This is a genomic window from Kitasatospora sp. NPDC127116, assembly GCF_042677365.1.
GTDB lineage: Bacteria > Actinomycetota > Actinomycetes > Streptomycetales > Streptomycetaceae > Kitasatospora > Kitasatospora lactacystinica.
Genome location: NZ_JBHXTL010000176.1, coordinates 1 through 16,032 on the forward strand (window position 1 = coordinate 1; position 16,032 = coordinate 16,032).

General features: G+C 75.7%; 16 protein-coding genes. 14 read left to right on the top strand and 2 right to left on the bottom strand.

Annotated elements, in window-relative coordinates; all coding sequences use genetic code 11:
* Positions 1 to 181: 181 nt before the first annotated feature.
* A complete protein-coding gene (locus ACFVHV_RS39575; protein ID WP_359911919.1) occupies positions 182 to 1,054 on the bottom strand; it encodes a BTAD domain-containing putative transcriptional regulator in 873 nt (290 codons plus the stop codon).
* Between the two features lie 469 nt (positions 1,055 to 1,523).
* Between ACFVHV_RS39575 and ACFVHV_RS39580 the strand changes: the two genes are divergently transcribed.
* The 13 genes from ACFVHV_RS39580 to ACFVHV_RS39640 all read left to right on the top strand — a co-directional run bounded on the left by ACFVHV_RS39580 (position 1,524) and on the right by ACFVHV_RS39640 (position 13,939).
* Positions 1,524 to 2,735: an aminotransferase class I/II-fold pyridoxal phosphate-dependent enzyme gene (locus ACFVHV_RS39580; protein ID WP_380358170.1), complete on the top strand. Its 1,212-nt coding sequence runs from the start codon at positions 1,524 to 1,526 to the stop codon at positions 2,733 to 2,735.
* A 74-nt stretch (positions 2,736 to 2,809) separates the two neighbouring features.
* A complete protein-coding gene (locus tag ACFVHV_RS39585) occupies positions 2,810 to 4,045 on the top strand; it encodes a beta-ketoacyl-[acyl-carrier-protein] synthase family protein (RefSeq protein WP_359911913.1) in 1,236 nt (411 codons plus the stop codon).
* Complete coding sequence (locus ACFVHV_RS39590; RefSeq protein WP_359911910.1) at positions 4,042 to 4,908, top strand: MaoC family dehydratase; 867 nt, start codon at positions 4,042 to 4,044, stop codon at positions 4,906 to 4,908. The genes ACFVHV_RS39585 and ACFVHV_RS39590 overlap by 4 nt, the downstream gene beginning before the upstream one ends.
* Before the next feature lie 5 nt (positions 4,909 to 4,913).
* Positions 4,914 to 6,518, top strand: coding sequence for an AMP-binding protein (locus ACFVHV_RS39595; protein ID WP_380358174.1), 1,605 nt, complete (start codon positions 4,914 to 4,916; stop codon positions 6,516 to 6,518).
* A gap of 67 nt (positions 6,519 to 6,585) precedes the next feature.
* Positions 6,586 to 6,864 (top strand): phosphopantetheine-binding protein, encoded by a 279-nt coding sequence (locus ACFVHV_RS39600; protein WP_359911904.1) that lies wholly within the window; start codon positions 6,586 to 6,588, stop codon positions 6,862 to 6,864.
* A 5-nt stretch (positions 6,865 to 6,869) separates the two neighbouring features.
* Entirely contained in the window at positions 6,870 to 8,000 is a 1,131-nt protein-coding gene (locus ACFVHV_RS39605) for a hypothetical protein (protein ID WP_380358177.1), read from the top strand.
* The gene (gene trpA / locus ACFVHV_RS39610) at positions 7,993 to 8,877 is read left to right on the top strand and encodes a tryptophan synthase subunit alpha (RefSeq protein ID WP_380358180.1); all 885 of its coding nucleotides are present in this window, start codon (positions 7,993 to 7,995) and stop codon (positions 8,875 to 8,877) included. The genes ACFVHV_RS39605 and trpA overlap by 8 nt, the downstream gene beginning before the upstream one ends.
* Entirely contained in the window at positions 8,871 to 9,245 is a 375-nt protein-coding gene (locus ACFVHV_RS39615) for an ectoine synthase (protein WP_359911895.1), read from the top strand. The genes trpA and ACFVHV_RS39615 overlap by 7 nt, the downstream gene beginning before the upstream one ends.
* Positions 9,246 to 9,437: 192 nt before the next feature.
* Complete coding sequence (locus ACFVHV_RS39620; protein WP_359911892.1) at positions 9,438 to 10,583, top strand: acyl-CoA dehydrogenase family protein; 1,146 nt, start codon at positions 9,438 to 9,440, stop codon at positions 10,581 to 10,583.
* Positions 10,580 to 11,317 (top strand): N-(5'-phosphoribosyl)anthranilate isomerase, encoded by a 738-nt coding sequence (locus ACFVHV_RS39625; protein WP_380358184.1) that lies wholly within the window; start codon positions 10,580 to 10,582, stop codon positions 11,315 to 11,317. The genes ACFVHV_RS39620 and ACFVHV_RS39625 overlap by 4 nt, the downstream gene beginning before the upstream one ends.
* Positions 11,314 to 12,015, top strand: a complete 702-nt coding sequence (locus ACFVHV_RS39630) for an indole-3-glycerol-phosphate synthase (protein WP_359911886.1) — start codon at positions 11,314 to 11,316, stop codon at positions 12,013 to 12,015. The genes ACFVHV_RS39625 and ACFVHV_RS39630 overlap by 4 nt, the downstream gene beginning before the upstream one ends.
* On the top strand, positions 12,012 to 12,947 hold the full coding sequence (locus ACFVHV_RS39635) for an alpha/beta hydrolase (RefSeq protein ID WP_380358187.1): 936 nt from the start codon (positions 12,012 to 12,014) through the stop codon (positions 12,945 to 12,947). The genes ACFVHV_RS39630 and ACFVHV_RS39635 overlap by 4 nt, the downstream gene beginning before the upstream one ends.
* 197 nt (positions 12,948 to 13,144) lie before the next feature.
* Positions 13,145 to 13,939, top strand: a complete 795-nt coding sequence (locus tag ACFVHV_RS39640) for an MBL fold metallo-hydrolase (RefSeq protein ID WP_359911880.1) — start codon at positions 13,145 to 13,147, stop codon at positions 13,937 to 13,939.
* 331 nt (positions 13,940 to 14,270) lie between these two features.
* Here ACFVHV_RS39640 and ACFVHV_RS39645 read toward each other — a convergent pair whose 3' ends face one another.
* On the bottom strand, positions 14,271 to 14,588 hold the full coding sequence (locus tag ACFVHV_RS39645) for a hypothetical protein (RefSeq protein ID WP_380358190.1): 318 nt from the start codon (positions 14,586 to 14,588) through the stop codon (positions 14,271 to 14,273).
* Positions 14,589 to 14,935: 347 nt separating this feature from the next.
* On the opposite strand from ACFVHV_RS39645, the gene ACFVHV_RS39650 reads away from it, so the two are divergent.
* Positions 14,936 to 15,850: a TIGR04222 domain-containing membrane protein gene (locus ACFVHV_RS39650; protein WP_380358193.1), complete on the top strand. Its 915-nt coding sequence runs from the start codon at positions 14,936 to 14,938 to the stop codon at positions 15,848 to 15,850.
* The last annotated feature ends 182 nt before the right edge of the window (positions 15,851 to 16,032 follow it).

Consider the following 16,032-nt stretch of genomic DNA (forward strand, 5'->3'; position numbering starts at 1 on the left):
GCGGAACACGGCGGACACGGCGCACGGGCCGGGCGCGCCGGACGGACCGGACGGCGGCGGACAGCGCCGGGCGGGCCGGGCGCGCCGGACGGACCGGACAGCGCCGGGCGGGCCGGACAGCGCCGGGCGGCGGCGGGCGGCGGAGGGAAGAAGGAGGGAAAAGGAGGGGAAGGGGCGGGCCTCAGGCGGCGCGCACCGGCGCGGGCACCGGACGGGCCAGGCGGGCCAGCGCCAGCGGCTCGAAGATCCCCATCAGCACCGGGTCCACCGCCCGCACCGCCGCCGGAGCGGGCGCCGCGGGGGCGGGAGTGCGCAGCAGCGCGAGGTAGAGCTCCTGGGTCTCGGCGGCCGGGTCGATGCCCAACTCCTCCGCCAGCACCTGACGCAACTGCTGGTAGCAGCGCAGCGCCTCGGCCCGGTTGCCGGCGGCGGCCAGCGCCTCCATCCGGCAGCGGTAGGCGCTCTCGCGGAACGGGGCCCGGCGCACCGCCTCGTCGGCCCAGCGCAGCGCGTGGTGCTCCTCGCCGAGCGCGGAGGCCGCCAGACTCGCCGTCTCCAGCGCACCGATGCGCAACTCCTCCACGTGCTCGCGCACCCCCTGCGCCCACTCGCCCTCGTGGTCGGGCAGGAACGCCCCGCGCAGGTTCGACAGCGCCCCCGCGGCCAGCTGCTGGGCCACCGCGTGGCCGCCCGCCGCCAGCGCCTCGCCGGCCTCGCCCACCGCCGAGGCCGCCGCCTCCAGGTCCACGGCCGCGTCCGCGGGCAGCCGCAGCACGTACCGCCCGCCCTGGGCGATCAACGGGGTCGCACCCGGGCCCTGACCCGGCGCGGTGACGAAGGCCCGCACCCGGGAGACCACGCTGCGCAGCGCGGAGGCCCACGTGTCGGGCAGGCCGTCGGGCCAGATGGTGTCGGCCAGCTGGTCGCGGCTGGTGCCGCTGGAACGCTCCAGCACCAGGCGGGCGAACGCCACCTGGGCCTGGGCGCTGGACAGGTGCTGCGGGGCGCCGTCCTGGTGCTCGACGGCCACCAGACCGGTGAGGCGGATCAGCATGCGCGCGCCCCCGATCTGCCGGACGGACCGTCTTCCCTGAAGCCATTCGACACGAGCTCCAACCCCCTTGAGTCAAAGCAGAAGTGACGGCCCGTCTCCGGCCGTCGGCGCGGGAAATCGCGGATCGGAACAATAAACCGCCGACCAGCCGTTCGGTTTCAGCGGATTTCGACCATACATTCGCCGCATCGCGCGGTGTCAACACCGGCCCGGAAAACATACCCACCGGCCGGTCAATGCGTCGTGGACGCAAGGTTTCTGCACGTCAGAGCGTTCCCGCAGGCCAGGAAAGCGGCTATTGCGGACGCCTTGCGCATCCTGCCGTAGAAATGTAGCCATCCTTGAGCACCCCGCGTGAAGGCTTCGAGAAAACACCCCCGCAGCCACCCCGGGCCCCCGCCCCCGCGGACGGGAAGCCGAATGCCCGCGAAAGCCGTGAAAACCGTGACGCCGTGAAGGAGAAACGCCCGTGAACGCCACCGGAGCATGGAACCGCCTGGAGCCGAAGCTCGCCGCAACCAACGCCCGCGTGGCCGCACTGGAGTCCGACCCCTCCCGGCGCAACAGCTTCGTCGCCTACACCATGGAACGCGACAGCGCCTACTGCGACCTCGACGGCGAGCGCCTGCTCATGATGTCCGGCTACAGCTACCTCGGCCTGGCCGGCGACGAACGCGTCGTGGCCGCCGCCAAGGCCGCCGTCGACGTCTACGGCACCGGCAACCACGGCGTACGGGCCCTGGCCGGCACCATCCCCCTGCACGAGGAACTGGAGGCCGAGGTCGCCCGCTTCGCCCGCCGCGAACGCGCCCTGGTCTTCGGCTCCGGCTACGCCGCCAACGTCGGCACCGTCGGCGCCCTGGTCGGCGCCGGCGACACCGTCCTGATCGACAAGTACGACCACGCCTCCATCGTCGACGGCTGCCGCCTGTCCGGCGCCACCGTCACCCGCTTCCGCCACAACGACGTCGACCACCTCGAGCGCCGCCTCAAGGCCGCCGCCCCCACCGGCGTGCGCCTGGTCATCGTCGACAGCGTCTACTCCATGGACGGCGACATCGCCCCGCTGCCCGAACTGCGCGAGGTCTGCGACCGCTACGACGCCCTGCTCATGGTCGACGAGGCCCACGCCCTGGGCGTCATCGGCGCCACCGGCGGCGGCATCGAGGAACACTTCGACCACAAGGTCCGCGTCGACGTCAAACTCGGCACCCTCTCCAAGGCCATCCCCTCCATGGGCGGCTGGGTCGCCGGCAGCCACGACCTCATCGGCCACCTGCGCTACGCCGCCCGCCCGTTCCTGTTCTCCGCCGCCCTCGGCCCCGCCCAGACCGGCGCCGCCCTGGAATCCCTGCGCATCCTGCGCCGCGAACCCGAACGCGTCACCCACACCCAGACCCAGGCCCGGCGCCTGCGCCAGCGCCTCAACGACGCCGGCATCTCCACCATGCACTCCACCACCGCCGTCCTGCCCGTCATCGCCGGCAGCGACGACGCCGCCTACGACTACGCCACCGCCTGCCGCAAGGCCGGCGTCATCGGCCTGCCCGTCGTCACCCCCGCCGTCCCCAACGACCTCGCCCGGCTGCGCATCGCGGTCACCGCCCGCCACACCGCCGCCGACATCGACTTCGCCGCCGAGGCGTTCCTGACCGCCGCCGCCCAGACCGGCCTGATCTGACCCGCCCCCACCCCCTCACCCCCTCTTTTTCCCACCGCCGGGCCGCCCGCGTGCAGCGCGAAGGAGACGAAGCCATGGCCCCCCACCACCGGCCGCCGATCGCCGTCACCGGCCTCGGCGTCGTCAGCCCCGCCGGCCACGGCGTCCAGGACCTGTGGCGCACCGTCGCCTCCGGCCGCTCCACCGCCACCGCCCTGACCGACCCCGCCCTGGCCCGCCACCGGGTGCGCCTGGGCTGCCGCGTCACCGACCTGCCCGACACCGCGCACCTGCCCGCCAAGGACGCCCGCCGCCTGGACCCCTTCGCCCGCTACGGCACCCTCGCCGCCCTGGCCGCCCACGCCGACGCCGGCCACCCCGAGCCCGAACCCGGGCGCAGCGCCATCGTGGTCGGCACCGCCGTGGGCGGACGCACCACCAGCGACCGCGAGTCCGCGCTGTACACCCAGCACGGCCCGCTGCGCGTCTCCCCGCTGATGCCGCTGGTCACCATGCCCAACGCCGCCGCCGCCCAGATCGCGATGCGCCTGCACTGGAGCGGCCCGGCACTGACCATCGCCACCACCTGCGCCTCCAGCGCGGACGCGATCGGCCACGCGGCACTGCTGCTGGAAAGCGGACGCGCGGACGTGGTGATCGCCGGCGGCTGCGAGGCCACCTTGACCCCCGTCACCCTGGCCGCGTTCGGCAACCTCGGCGCGCACTCCCTGCGCAACGACGAACCCGCCCGCGCCTCACGGCCCTTCGACGCCGACCGCGACGGCTTCGTGATGGGCGAGGGCGCCGGCTTCCTCGTCCTGGAACGCCTGGACGACGCCCGCGCCCGCCGCCGCACCCCCTACGCGCTGCTCGCCGGGTACGGGGCCAGCGCGGACGCCTACCACCTGTCCAACCCGCGCCCCGACGGCGCCGGCGCCGTCGCCGCGATGCGCGCCGCCCTCGCCGACGCGGGCCTGGCCCCCGGCGACATCGCCCACGTCAACGCCCACGGCACCTCCACCGTGCACAACGACCGGGCCGAGGCCGCCGCCCTGCGCGCCGTGTTCGGCCCCCACGGCGTGCCGGTCACCTCCACCAAGGGCGCCATCGGCCACCTGATCGGCGCCGCCGGAGCCGTCGAGCTGATCGCCGCCATCGGGGCCATGAACGAGCGCACCGTCCCTCCCACCGCCAACCACGAGAAGACCGAAGAGGGCCTGGACCTCGACGTCGTGCACACCGCGCCGCGCCCGATCCGCGCCGGCGCGGCCCTGTCCAACTCGTTCGGCTTCGGCGGCCACAACACGACCCTGGTGGTGACCCCGCTATGACCCCGCCCACGACCGCCCCCGCCCCCGCCGCGACCACCGCCGCGCCGGGACCCGTCCCGCGCACCCGCCTGCACATCAGCGCGCAGGACCTGACGGCCTACCGCGCCGCCGCCCGCGCCCACCTGGGCGCCCCGCGGCGCGAGGGGGCCAGCCCCGCACACCCCTTCGTCGCCGCCCACGCCCTCGCCCAGCACACCGTCACCGCCCTGACCGCCGGCGACCCGGGCTTCACCGGCGTGGTCCACCTCGCCCAGGAGATCCGCACCCACGCCCCCCTCGCCCCGGGCGACCTCGACATCGCCGTCGAGGTCACCGCGGTGCGCCGCGAGGCCCGCGGCACCCGCCTGGCCCTGACCACCCGCCTCACCGACGCCGCCACCGGCGCCCCCGTCGCCGACCTCGCCACCGCCGCCCTCCTGCTGGGCGCCACCCGCACCGAACCCCACGGCGCCCTGCCCGCCGCCGCCCACCCCGGCACCGCCCCCGACGGCACCGGCCACGTCTCCACCCACGTCCTGAGCGCCGCCGACACCACCGCCTACGCCCACGCCTCCGGCGACCTCAACCCCATCCACCTCGACGAGGACGCCGCCAGGGCGGCCGGCTTCCCCACCGCCATCGCCCACGGCATGCACCTCGTCGCCCTGGCCGCCGAACGGATCACCGACCTGCACGCCGACGGCGACCCCGCCCGCGTCACCGCCCTCGGCGCCCGCTTCGCCGCCCCCACCGTGCCCGGCACCGAACTGCGCCTGACCCTGCAGCCCCACGACCGGGGCACCGTGGTGCGCTTCACCGTCGCCACCGCCACCGGCACCGCCGTCAAGGCCGGCTGGGCACGCATCGCACCGGCGGGGGAGTGAACCCCGTGACCACGAACCCCACCGCCACGAACCCCGCGACCGCCACCGGCACGAACCCCGCGACCGCCACCGGCACGAACCCCGCGACCGGCACGACCGCGACGAGCGCGACGGGCGCCCCGGGTGCGGCCCCCGCGCCGCCGGCGCCGCTGGCGCTGCCCGACGCGTTCACCGCCCACGCCCGCACCCGCCCCACCGCCCCGGCCCTGCTGTGGCACGAGCACACCGTCACCTACGGCGAGCTCGCCGAGGCCGCCGAGGCCGAACGCGCCCGCCTGAGGGCCCTGCGGCTGGCACCGGGGGAGCCGGTGGGCCTGTACGCCGTCAAGTCGCCCGGCGCGATCGCCCTGGTGCTGGCCTGCCTGATGGAACGCCGGCCCTTCCTGCTGCCCTCCCCGCAGCTCGCCCCCGCCCTGCTGGCCGCCCTCTTCGCCCAGGCCGGCGCCCGGCGCCTGCTCGCGCCCCTCGGCCAGGACACCCCCGCCCTGCCCGCCCTGCCCCACCCCGCGCCGGTGCCCACCCTCGCGGCCGGCACCTCCTTCATGCTCACCACCTCCGGCTCCACCGACCTGCCCAAGATCGTCCCCCTCGCCCGGTCGGCCGTGGACCGCTTCACCGCCTGGGCCCACGACACCTTCGACCTCGGGCCCGGACGCGTCGTCGCCAACTACGCGCCCCTCAACTTCGACCTCGCCCTGCTCGACGTGTGGGCCACCCTCGCCGCCGGCGGCACCTGCCTGCTCATCGACCCCGCCCACGCCCTCAACGCCCGCCACCTGCTCACCCTGCTGACCCGTCACCGCCCCCACGTGCTGCAGGCCGTCCCCCTGGCCTACGCCCTGCTCGTCCAGGCCGCCGGCCCCGCCGCCGCCGTGCTGGACAGCGTCGAGCACGCCGCGTTCACCGGCGACGCCATCGACGCCCGCACGCTCGCCGCGCTGCCCGCCCTGCTGCCGAACGCCCACCTGTACAACATCTACGGCTGCACCGAGACCAACGACAGCTTCCTGCACCGCCTGGACCGCCTGGACGCCGCGGCCGCCCTGCCCGTGCCCATCGGCGAGCCCCTGCCCGGCGTGCGCACCCTCATCACCACCGCCGACGGCACCCCCCTCACCGGCCCCGGCAGCGGCGAACTCCACGTCTCCACCCCCTTCCAGGCCGCCGGCTACCTCGACCGCTCCCGCGACACCGGACGCTTCACCACCCGCCCCGAGGGCGCAGGCGAGGGACGGCGCTGGTTCCGCACCGGCGACCTCGTCACCCGCGACGACAGCGGCCGCATCCACCTCACCGGCCGCGCCGACTTCCAGGTCAAGGTCCGCGGCGTCGCCGTCAACACCGCCGAGATCGAACGCGTCCTGCTCGCCCACCCCGACGTGCGGGAGGCCGCCGTCGCCGCCGCGAGCGACCCGCTCACCGGCAAACGCCTGCACGCCGCCGTCCAGCGCACCCCCGGCTCCACCCTCAACAGCCTCGTCCTGCGCGAGCACCTGGCCCGCAACCTGCCGCGCGCCGCCGTCCCCGAGAAACTCGCCATCCACGACACCCCCCTGCCCAAGACCGCCACCGGCAAGGTCGACCGCAAAGCCGTCCTGCCCGCCCCCTGAAACCCCGCACCCCGCGCCCCGCACCACCGAACGCCAACAACCCATCCACGCAAGGGAGTTGCCCGCCATGAGCAACATCGACCGGATCAAGCGGTTCCTCATCGAGGAGTTCCTGCCCGACATCACCCCCGACCAGCTCGCCGACGACCACGACCTGCTCTCCGACGGCGTCATCGACAGCCTCGGCGTCCTCAAGCTCATCGCCTGGGTCGAGGACCACTTCGCCCTGCCCGTCGACGACACCGACCTCGACCCCAACAACTTCCGCTCGGTCGCCGCCATCGACGCCTTCATCACCGAACGCCGCACCGCCGCCACCGCCGCCGCGGCCACCGTGGGCGGCTGACACCCGTGCACCCGGCCCTCACCGCGCTCCTCGCCGCCCGCCCCGTCGACGCCGAGGCCTGGCACTCGTGGTGGGACCAGCTCGAACACCGCACCCTGGGCCCGGCCGACACCGACCGGGCCCAGGCGGCGGCCCTGCTGGCCGGCCTCACCACCCGCCTGCCCGACCCGGACACCCTCGCCGCCCTGGTCACCTCGCTCACCGAACGCACCCCCGACCCCGGCCCCGCCCACCCCCACAGCGTCAACATCGTCGGCACCGGCGGCGGACCGGCCACCTTCAACCTCTCCACCGCCGCCGCCCTCACCGCCGCCGCCATCGGCATCCCCGTCGTCAAGACCGGCTCCCGCGCCTACACCAGCGCCGCCGGCTCCGTCGACCTCCTGGAGCGCCTGGGCATCACCCTCACCTCCGGCCACGCCGCCACCGCCGACCACCTCGCCCGCCACAACATCGCCTTCGCCGGCCCGCACGTCTACCCGCCGCCCCTGACCCGCCTGGCCCGCACCCTCTACCCGCTCACCCTCAAACCCTTCGGCGCCTTCCTCAACACCCTCGGCCCCCTGCTCGCCACCGTCCCCGTCACCGCCCAGCTCACCGGCGTCTCCACCCCCGCCGCCCTCGACGCCCTGCGCCCCCTGGCCGCCCGCCTGCCCGCCCGCACCGTGTGGCTGGCCCACAACCGCACCGGCGCCGACGAACTCCTGCCCTTCGCCGACAACACCCTGCACACCCCCACCGGCACCGTCCACCTGCCCGCCGGCTGCGTCGCCCCCGACACCGGCACCCTCGCCGACCTCGCCCCCCACCCCGGCGACCTCACCGGCCACTTCCTGCGCGCCCTCGCCGGACAGGCCGGCACCACCGCCACCCGCACCATCGCCCTCAACGCCGCCGCCCTCGCCCTGGCCTCCGGCCGCCACACCCACTGGAACACCGCCTACGACGCCGCCCTGGACGCCCTCGCCGACGGCACCCCCCGCGCCCTGGCCGAACGCCTCGCCACCGCACCCGCCCGCCCCGCCCGCCCCGCGGCACCGGCGCCACCCGCGGCACCGGCGGCACCCGCGCCACCGGCCGCCGGGACCGCCGCCCCGGACCCCGCGGCCCGCCGACCGGAGGCCACCCGTGCCTGAACCCCTCTTCCCCCAGGACCGCCCCGGCCTCGCCCTGTTCCTCAACGCCGGCGACCCCGCCGACCGCCTCACCGACCTCGCCCTCATGCTCGACGAGCAGCGCGTCGACGTCCTCGAACTCGCCGTCCCCTTCCCCGACTCGCCCACCGACGGCCCCGTCATCCGCCGCTCCGCCACCCGCGCCCTGCACGCCGGCACCACCTGGGACACCGTCCTCGCCGACCTCACCGACCTCACCCCCCGGCTGCGCCACCTCAAGGTCGTCCTGCTCGCCGACTGGAGCCACAGCCTGCGCCACCGCGACCCCGCCGCCACCGCGCGCGCCGCCACCGCCGCCGGAGCCCGCGCCCTGCTCGTCCACGCCCTGCCCCCACGCCTGCGCCCCGCCTGGCAGCAGGCCCTGCGCGACGAAGGCCTCCCGCAGGTCACCACCTGCTACCCCGCCTCCGCCCCCGACGTCCTCGCCGCCGCCGCCCGCGACGCCACCGGCGCCTACGTCTACCTCGTCGCCCACTACGGCCGCTCCGGCACCACCCCCACCACCGGCCACCGCGCCCTGGCCGCCACCGTCGCCACCCTGCGCACCGCCGCCCCCGCGACCCCCGTCGCCATCGGCTTCGGCGTCAGGACCGCCGCCGACCTGGACGCCGTCACCGCCACCGGCGCCGACGCCGCCATCGTCGGCTCCGCCGCCGTCGCCCGCCTGGAACACGCAGCCGCCCACGGCCTGGACGCCGTCACCGAACTGCGCGCCTTCCTCACCGACCTCCGCCCCGCCCGCCCCCCTCACCCGGACGCAAGAGGCGGACCCCGCGCCACCACGCACACCCCCACCACCCCCGGCACCACCACCCGAGAGGAACAACCCGCATGCTGATCCGCGACCTGGCCGACGTGAAGACCGTCGAGTGGGGCAACGGCCTGTCCCGCCGCTTCCTCGTCGAGAGCGACAACCTCGGCTACAGCCTCACCGACACCATCGTCAACGCCGGCACCAAGTCCCGCCTGGAGTACCGCAACCACCTGGAGGCCTGCTACTGCATCGCCGGCTCCGGCGAGGTCATCGACATGGACGGCAACTCCCACCCCATCACCCCCGGACGCCTCTACGCCCTCGACGAGCACGACGCCCACTACCTGGTCGCCGGCCCCCACGAGGACCTGCGCCTGGTCTGCGTCTTCTCCCCGGCCCTGCGCGGCGACGAGGTCCACCAGCTCGACGCCCACTCCTCCTCCGCCTACTAGCCACCCCGCCAGGCACCCGCGGCCAGGCACCCCCGCCAGGCACCCCGCGCCCCACCCGGGGCCCGCCGCCCCCACCCACCGCCCGGGGGCCAGGGCCCCCGCACGGGCCCTGGAACCGACGTCAGCCGGCGCCACCGGGCGCCGGCCTGCCACCCCGGGCCCCGACGGCCCGGGAGGAAGGCGGCACCCCCGATGATCCGCTGGAACGCCGACCAGACGGCCCTGCGCGAGGGCCTGGCCCGCTTCGGCGACGACCTCAGCGCCGGCCACATCGAAGGCGACGAACAGGCCGCCTTCTCCCACGACAAGTGGCGCCTGATCCAGAAGACCGGCATCCTCTCCCTGCCCTTCGACGAACGCCACGGCGGCCTGGGCCAGTCCCTGCTCACCACCATGTACGTCCTCGAAGGCCTCGGCCAGACCTGCCGCGACGGCGGCCTCAACTTCTCCGTCACCACCTCCATGGCCTCCACCGGCGTCCCCCTCCAGGCCTTCGGCTCACCCGCCCTCAAGGACGCCTACCTGCCCCGCATCGCCTCCGGCGACGCCATCGGCGCCCACGCCATCACCGAGTCCGAATCCGGCTCCGACGCCATGCAGATGCGCACCCGCGCCGTACGCGACGGCGACCACTTCGTCCTCAACGGCTCCAAGACCTTCGTCTCCAACGGCCCCGTCGCCGACGTCGTCGTCGTCTACGCCCGCACCCACCCCCAGGGCGGAGCCCTCGGCGTCACCGCCTTCCTCGTCGACGCCGACACCCCCGGCCTCACCACCGGAAACCCCGTCAAGAAGATGGGCCTGCGCACCTCCCCCCTCTCCGAGCTCTACCTCGACGACGTCCGCGTCGGCGCCGACCGCGTCCTGGGCCGCGTCGGCGGCGGCTTCCTCGTCCTCGACCACGTCATGAAACGCGAGATCCTCTACACCTTCATCGTCAACACCGGCGAGATGCAGCACCGCCTCGCCCGCTGCCTCGACTACGCCAAGACCCGCATGTCCTTCGGCAAACCCATCGGCTCCTACCAGTCCGTCGCCAACAAGATCGTCGACACCAAGATCCGCCTGGAAACCGCCCGCAAGTGGCTGTACGACACCGCCCAGCGACTGGAAGCCGGCGACAACGTCACCGTCGACATGGCCATCGCCAAACTCCTCACCAGCGAATCCAACCTCGCCACCTCCCTGGCCGCCGTCCAGGTCTTCGGCGGCAACGGCTACATGTCCGAATACGGACTGGAGAAGGACGTGCGCAACGCCGTCGCCGGCACCATCTACTCCGGCAGCAACGAGATCCAGTACAACCGCATCGCCGCCATGCTCGGACTCGGCAAATGACCGCCCCCGCCGCCCCGCACGCCCCCGCCGCCCCGCTCGCCCCCACCCGCAGCGGCCACCTCAAAGTCTGCGGCGCCCGCACCCGCGCCGACCTCACCCTCCTCGCCGACACCGGCCCCACCCTGGTCGGCCTGTGGCACGGCATCCCCGGCGGCCCCGCCGAACTCGAGGCCGACCGCCTCGCCGACCTCGCCGCCACCGCCATCCGCCTGGGCCTGGAACCCGTCCTGGTCACCTTCCTCGACCACGCCCCCACCCTCGCCGCCCTCGCCCGCGCCACCGGCATCCGCTGGATCCAGCTCCACGCCTACCAGAGCCCCGCCCTCGTCGCCGAACTGCGCGAACACCTGCCCTACGCCGTCCTCGTCAAAGTCCTCCACCTCTCCCGAGGACGCTGCCTCGAACGCGCCTTCACCGGCGCCTTCGCCCGCGCCGGCTGCGACCTGTTCCTCCTCGACACCGTCACCGACGACGGCCGCGTCGGCTCCACCGGCCAACCCCTGGACCCCGCCCACGTCCACGCCCTGCTGCCCCGCCTCACCATCCCCTTCCTCCTCGCCGGCGGCCTCAGCACCACCAACCGCGACACCTACCGCACCATCACCGACCACCCCCTCTACGCCGGCGCCGACATCGACTCCGCCGCCCGCGACCGCACCGGCCGCTTCACCCACGAGAACGTCACCGCCCTCACCCGCGCCTGGCACCCGCGCCTCCAGGAGACGACCGCATGAGCCCGAGCTTCATCGACGCGCTGCTCACCGCCGCCCGCCCCCTGGTCATGGAAGTCAAACTCCGCGACCCCCACGGCACCGACCTCCTGGGCCCGCGCACCGTCACCGACCTCGTCACCCGCTACGAACAGGCCGGCGCCCCCTGCCTGTCCGTCGTCACCGGCCGCTGGTTCGGCGGCACCCCCCGCCTGCTGCGCGAAGTCACCGCCGCCACCGAACTGCCCGTCCTGCAGAAGGACTTCCTCACCCGCCCCGCCCAACTCGAAGCCGCCCGCGCACTCGGTGCCTCCGCCGTCCTGCTCACCGCCGCCCTGCTGCCCGCCACCTCCCTCGCCCGCCTGGTCACCAGCGCCCTCGACCTCGGCCTGACCCCCTTCGTCGAGATCACCGACGAACGCGAACTCGACGCCCTGCCCCGCATCGCCGACTGCGTCGTCGCCGTCAACAACAAGGACATCCGCACCCGCGAACGCGACCGCGGCGACCTCGGCCGCAGCCTGCGCCTGCTGCCCGCCCTGCGCGCGGCCGGCTGCCGCGCCCCCGTCTCCGCCTCCGCCATCACCGACCCCGCCGACGCCGCCCGCCTCCTGGACGCCGGCTACGCCGCACTGCTCATCGGCACCTCCCTCATGCGCAACCCCGACCTCACCGGCTGGCTCGCCGACCTCGACAACGCCCGCACCGGAGTCGCCGCGTGAGAACCGACCTGCGCACCCGCTCCCTGGTCCTGGACGCCGCCGGCATCCCGCTGTCCGCCCTGGTCGCCGAACCCGAGGACCGCGCCCCCAAAGCCGTCCTCCTCGCCGTCCACGGCCGCGGCATGCGCGCCGCCTACTTCGCCGGCCCCGCCCACCCCGACACCAGCCTGCTCAACCTCGCCGCCGACCTCGGCTACACCGTCCTCGCCGTCGACCGCCCCGGCCACGGCGCCTCCGCCCACCGCCTGCCGGCCGGCCAGCTCATCGCCGACCAGGCCGCCACCCTCCACGCCGCCCTCACCGACTACGCCCGCGCCCACGACACCGGCGCCGGCGTCCAACTCCTCGCCCACTCCTTCGGCGGCAAGATCGCCCTCCAACTCGCCGCCCACTGGCCCGACGACCCCCGCCTGCCCCTGCTCGGCTGCGACATCTCCGGCCTCGCCCAGCACTACGCCCCCGGCGCCTGGGACCGCCCCGACGACCTCGCCGGCGGCGGCCGCCTCAACTGGGGCCCCCTCAACCTCTACCCGCCCGGCACCTTCCACGCCGCCCGCACCCTGCTCACCCCCGTCCCCGCCCTCGAATCCCGCGAACTGGCCACCTGGCCCGCCCGCTACAGCGCCCTCGCCGCCCGCGTACGCGTCCCCGTGCGCCTGACCCTCGCCGAACACGAACACTGGTGGCGCCTGGACGAGGCCTCCCGCACCGCCCTGACCGCCGCCTTCCCCACCGGCCTGGCCCACCTGGTCACCGCCCACGGCGCCGGCCACAACCTCTCCCTGGGCCACGCCGCCCGCCCCTACCACCTGCGCGCCCTCGCCTTCACCGACGACTGCCTCACCCGGCCCGCCACCGCCGCCGCGCCCGCCGCCGCCGCGCCCGCCGCTGGTGCGGCCGCCGTGCCGGCCCCCGCCCTCGCCACCGTCTGACGAGAGCCCACCGACCACCTGGCGCAGGGTGGCAGGAAGGCCCCGCCGTCCCCCCGGGCAAGGGGACGGCGGGGCCCGCCCCCCGCGCGCCGCCCACGGGAATCCCGTACCGCCCGGGAAGGTTGCCGTCGACAGCCCACGAACGGACCCCGGTCCGCCACGGGCACACCGACAGCCGGCCACAGGAGGGCACACACATGAGGATCGGCGACATCGACGTCCAGGCGATCACCGACGGAACCGGCAGCGAACGGGCCGCCGACATCCTCACCCGCCCCGGCACCGACGACCCCTGGGCCTGCCACCGCCACCACCTCGAACCCGACGGCACCCTCACCCTGCCCCTGGGCGGCTTCCTCGTACGCAGCGGGCAGCGCACCGTCCTCGTCGACGCCGGAGTCGGCCCCCACGACGACGGCAAGTACCGCGGCGGCGCACTCCTCGACTCCCTCGCCGCCCACGGCGCCACCCCCGCCGACATCACCGACGTCCTGTTCACCCACCTCCACTTCGACCACGTCGGCTGGGCCGCCGTCGACGGCCGGCCCGTCTTCCCCAACGCCACCTACCGCGCCCACCGCGCCGACTGGCAGCACTTCGTCACCGGCGACGCGGCGACCCCCGAGGCCGTCGCCAAACTCGCCCCCGTCGAGGCACAACTCGAACTCTTCGACGCCGACACCACCCTCGCCCCCGGCATCGACGCCCTCCACACCCCCGGCCACACCCCCGGCACCACCGTCTACGTGCTCTCCTCCGGCGGCCGACGCGCCCTGCTGCTCGGCGACGTCGTCCACTCCGTCGTCCAACTCGCCGAACGCGACTGGCAGGTCGTCTGGGACATCGACCCCGCCGCCGCCTCCGCCGCGCGCAACCGCATCGCCGACCGGGCCGCCGACACCGACGACCTCCTCGTCGCCGCCCACTTCCCCGGCATGCGCTTCGGCCGCGTCCTCGCCGCCGACGGCCACCGCCGCTTCGTCGCCGTCTGACCGGGCCCCGACCACGACCTCTGACCGCGACCCCGGGCCCCGCCGCGCCCCACCCGCACGGCGGGGCCCGCCGGCGGGCACCCGGACCGTAAGGTGCCCGCATGCCGGTAGTCATCGCAGGCGGCCACGGCAGGGTCGCACTCCTGACCACCCGTCTGCTCACAGGCCGGGGCCTGCGGGTGTCCGGGATCATCCGGCGCCCCGAACAGGGCGCCGCCCACCACGCCGGGGCACGCCGCTTCGTCCTCCTGTCGGCCATGGGCTCCGACCCGGCCGCGCACTACCCGGCCGACCCCCTCGTGGAGACCTTCCTGCGCGCCAAGGGCCGCGCCTACCAGGCCAGCTCTCCCGCCCGGACCTCGACAGCACCGTGGTGCGCCCCGCCTGGTTCCACGACGGGCCCGGCACCGGCCTGGTCCACCTCGCCGCACACACCGGCCCCGGCGAGATCGACCGCCCCGACGCCGCCGCCGTCCTCGCCCACCTGCTCACCGTCCCCGCCACCACCCCGCGCCTGCTGGAACTCGTCTCCGGCCCCACCCCCGTCCACGCAGCCGTCGCCCGCGTCGCCGCACGCTCCCTCGCCGACCACTGGCCCCGCCCCTCCGGCCCGTACCGGCGCGGACTTGGGCAGGTCCGCGGCGCCCACTCCCTGTTCGCCCCGTCGGCCCGTGACATTACCCCGGCGCCTTCCGGGACCGCCCCCGCAGGGAAGCCGCCCGCTCCGCCGAGACGTCCCCGCCCTGTCCGCCGCCGCCGACCCGCACGCCGGCCACGGCGTCCACGGCACCGCGTGTGCGGACGGCTGCGTCAATGCCCCCGTCGCCCGGTCGCCTGTCAGTGCGTGACGGCACCGGGGGCCGGGCGGCCCGCCGTCCGGCCCCCGGCGGTGCAGCGCCCGGTACATCCCACGGCCCCTGCCGGGCCCGGGACTTGCCGCCCGGCCCTGACGCGCCCACACTGGGCCGACCTGTGGGGAGAGGGGGCGTCATGTGGGTGGTCCTGGTCCTTCTGGCGGCAGCAGGGGCGGCCCTGGCCGCGGCCGGGGTGCACTGCCGCCGCGCGCTGCGCGAGCTGAACCGGGCCGAACGGCTCGCGACGGGCCGGGACTTCGACCTCGACCGGGAGGAACTCGCCTGCCTGGACGGGAACCTGGCGGAGCTGACACTCGCGGAGATGTACGACAGGGGCCGGATCGTCGCCGCCCGCTCCGGTGACGTCACGCTGACCACGGCAGCCACGACCGGGGACGGGGCCACGGACGGGGCCGGGGACGGGTTCGAGGCGGTGGCCGTGCGCTCGCTGAGGTTCACCCGCACCGGCGACATCGGGAAGCTGATCGCGTCGGTGGACTGGTCGCCGGAGGCGAAGGCGTTGCGCAAGCGGCTGGCGGCCTCGGGTCTGCTCGACGACGAGGAACTGGTCGAGCGGGTGCGCAAGGCCTACGGGTGGATGCCCGTGGTGCTCCTCGCGGTGGCCGCGGCGGGCGCGGCCGCCCTGGTGTGGACGCTCGCACGGCACGAGAACTGGCTCCTGCCGCCGGTGGGCTTCACCGCGCTGTTCGCGGCCGCCCTGTGGGTCAACCACCGGGTACGGCCGCCCGTGCGCCCGCTGCGCCCGCTGACCGCGCTCGGCTCCCGCGTGCTCGCCGACGCCCGGACGGCCGAGCGCCGCGGGCAGGGGCCGGCGACGGTGGCCCTGGGCGGGCTGTCGGCCCTGCCCGTCGGCCACGACCTGCGGATCTGCCGGGAGGCGGCCCGCGCCCGCTCGAACGCCCTCGCCCGGGCCGCGGCCGCGAGGAGCACCACCACCTCCCACAGCGGCGGCAGCGGCGGCGTGGGCCTGGGCGGGGGCTGCGGCGGCGCGTCCTGCGGGGGCGGCTGCGGAGGGGGCTGCGGCGGCGGTCTCTGACCGGGGAGGCGCCCCGCCACCCGGGGCGCGGCCCGGTTCTGCGGCGCGTCGTGGACCTCGGCCCGGCCGGCGGCGCATACGCCCGGCTCGCCGGGGCAGTCGAGGGGGCGGCCCGGACCGGTGCCGCTCCCGGCCGGGCCCCCGGGGAAGCTCGGGGGAGGCCCCGGGGCGCCGCCCGCGTC

Coding starts and splice junctions, on each gene's coding strand:
- ACFVHV_RS39575 (WP_359911919.1), bottom strand. CDS start 1,054: ATGCTGATCCGCCTCACCGGTCTGGTGGCCGTCGAGCACCAGGACGGC.
- ACFVHV_RS39585 (WP_359911913.1), top strand. CDS start 2,810: ATGGCCCCCCACCACCGGCCGCCGATCGCCGTCACCGGCCTCGGCGTC.
- ACFVHV_RS39590 (WP_359911910.1), top strand. CDS start 4,042: ATGACCCCGCCCACGACCGCCCCCGCCCCCGCCGCGACCACCGCCGCG.
- ACFVHV_RS39600 (WP_359911904.1), top strand. CDS start 6,586: ATGAGCAACATCGACCGGATCAAGCGGTTCCTCATCGAGGAGTTCCTG.
- ACFVHV_RS39615 (WP_359911895.1), top strand. CDS start 8,871: ATGCTGATCCGCGACCTGGCCGACGTGAAGACCGTCGAGTGGGGCAAC.
- ACFVHV_RS39620 (WP_359911892.1), top strand. CDS start 9,438: ATGATCCGCTGGAACGCCGACCAGACGGCCCTGCGCGAGGGCCTGGCC.
- ACFVHV_RS39625 (WP_380358184.1), top strand. CDS start 10,580: ATGACCGCCCCCGCCGCCCCGCACGCCCCCGCCGCCCCGCTCGCCCCC.
- ACFVHV_RS39630 (WP_359911886.1), top strand. CDS start 11,314: ATGAGCCCGAGCTTCATCGACGCGCTGCTCACCGCCGCCCGCCCCCTG.
- ACFVHV_RS39640 (WP_359911880.1), top strand. CDS start 13,145: ATGAGGATCGGCGACATCGACGTCCAGGCGATCACCGACGGAACCGGC.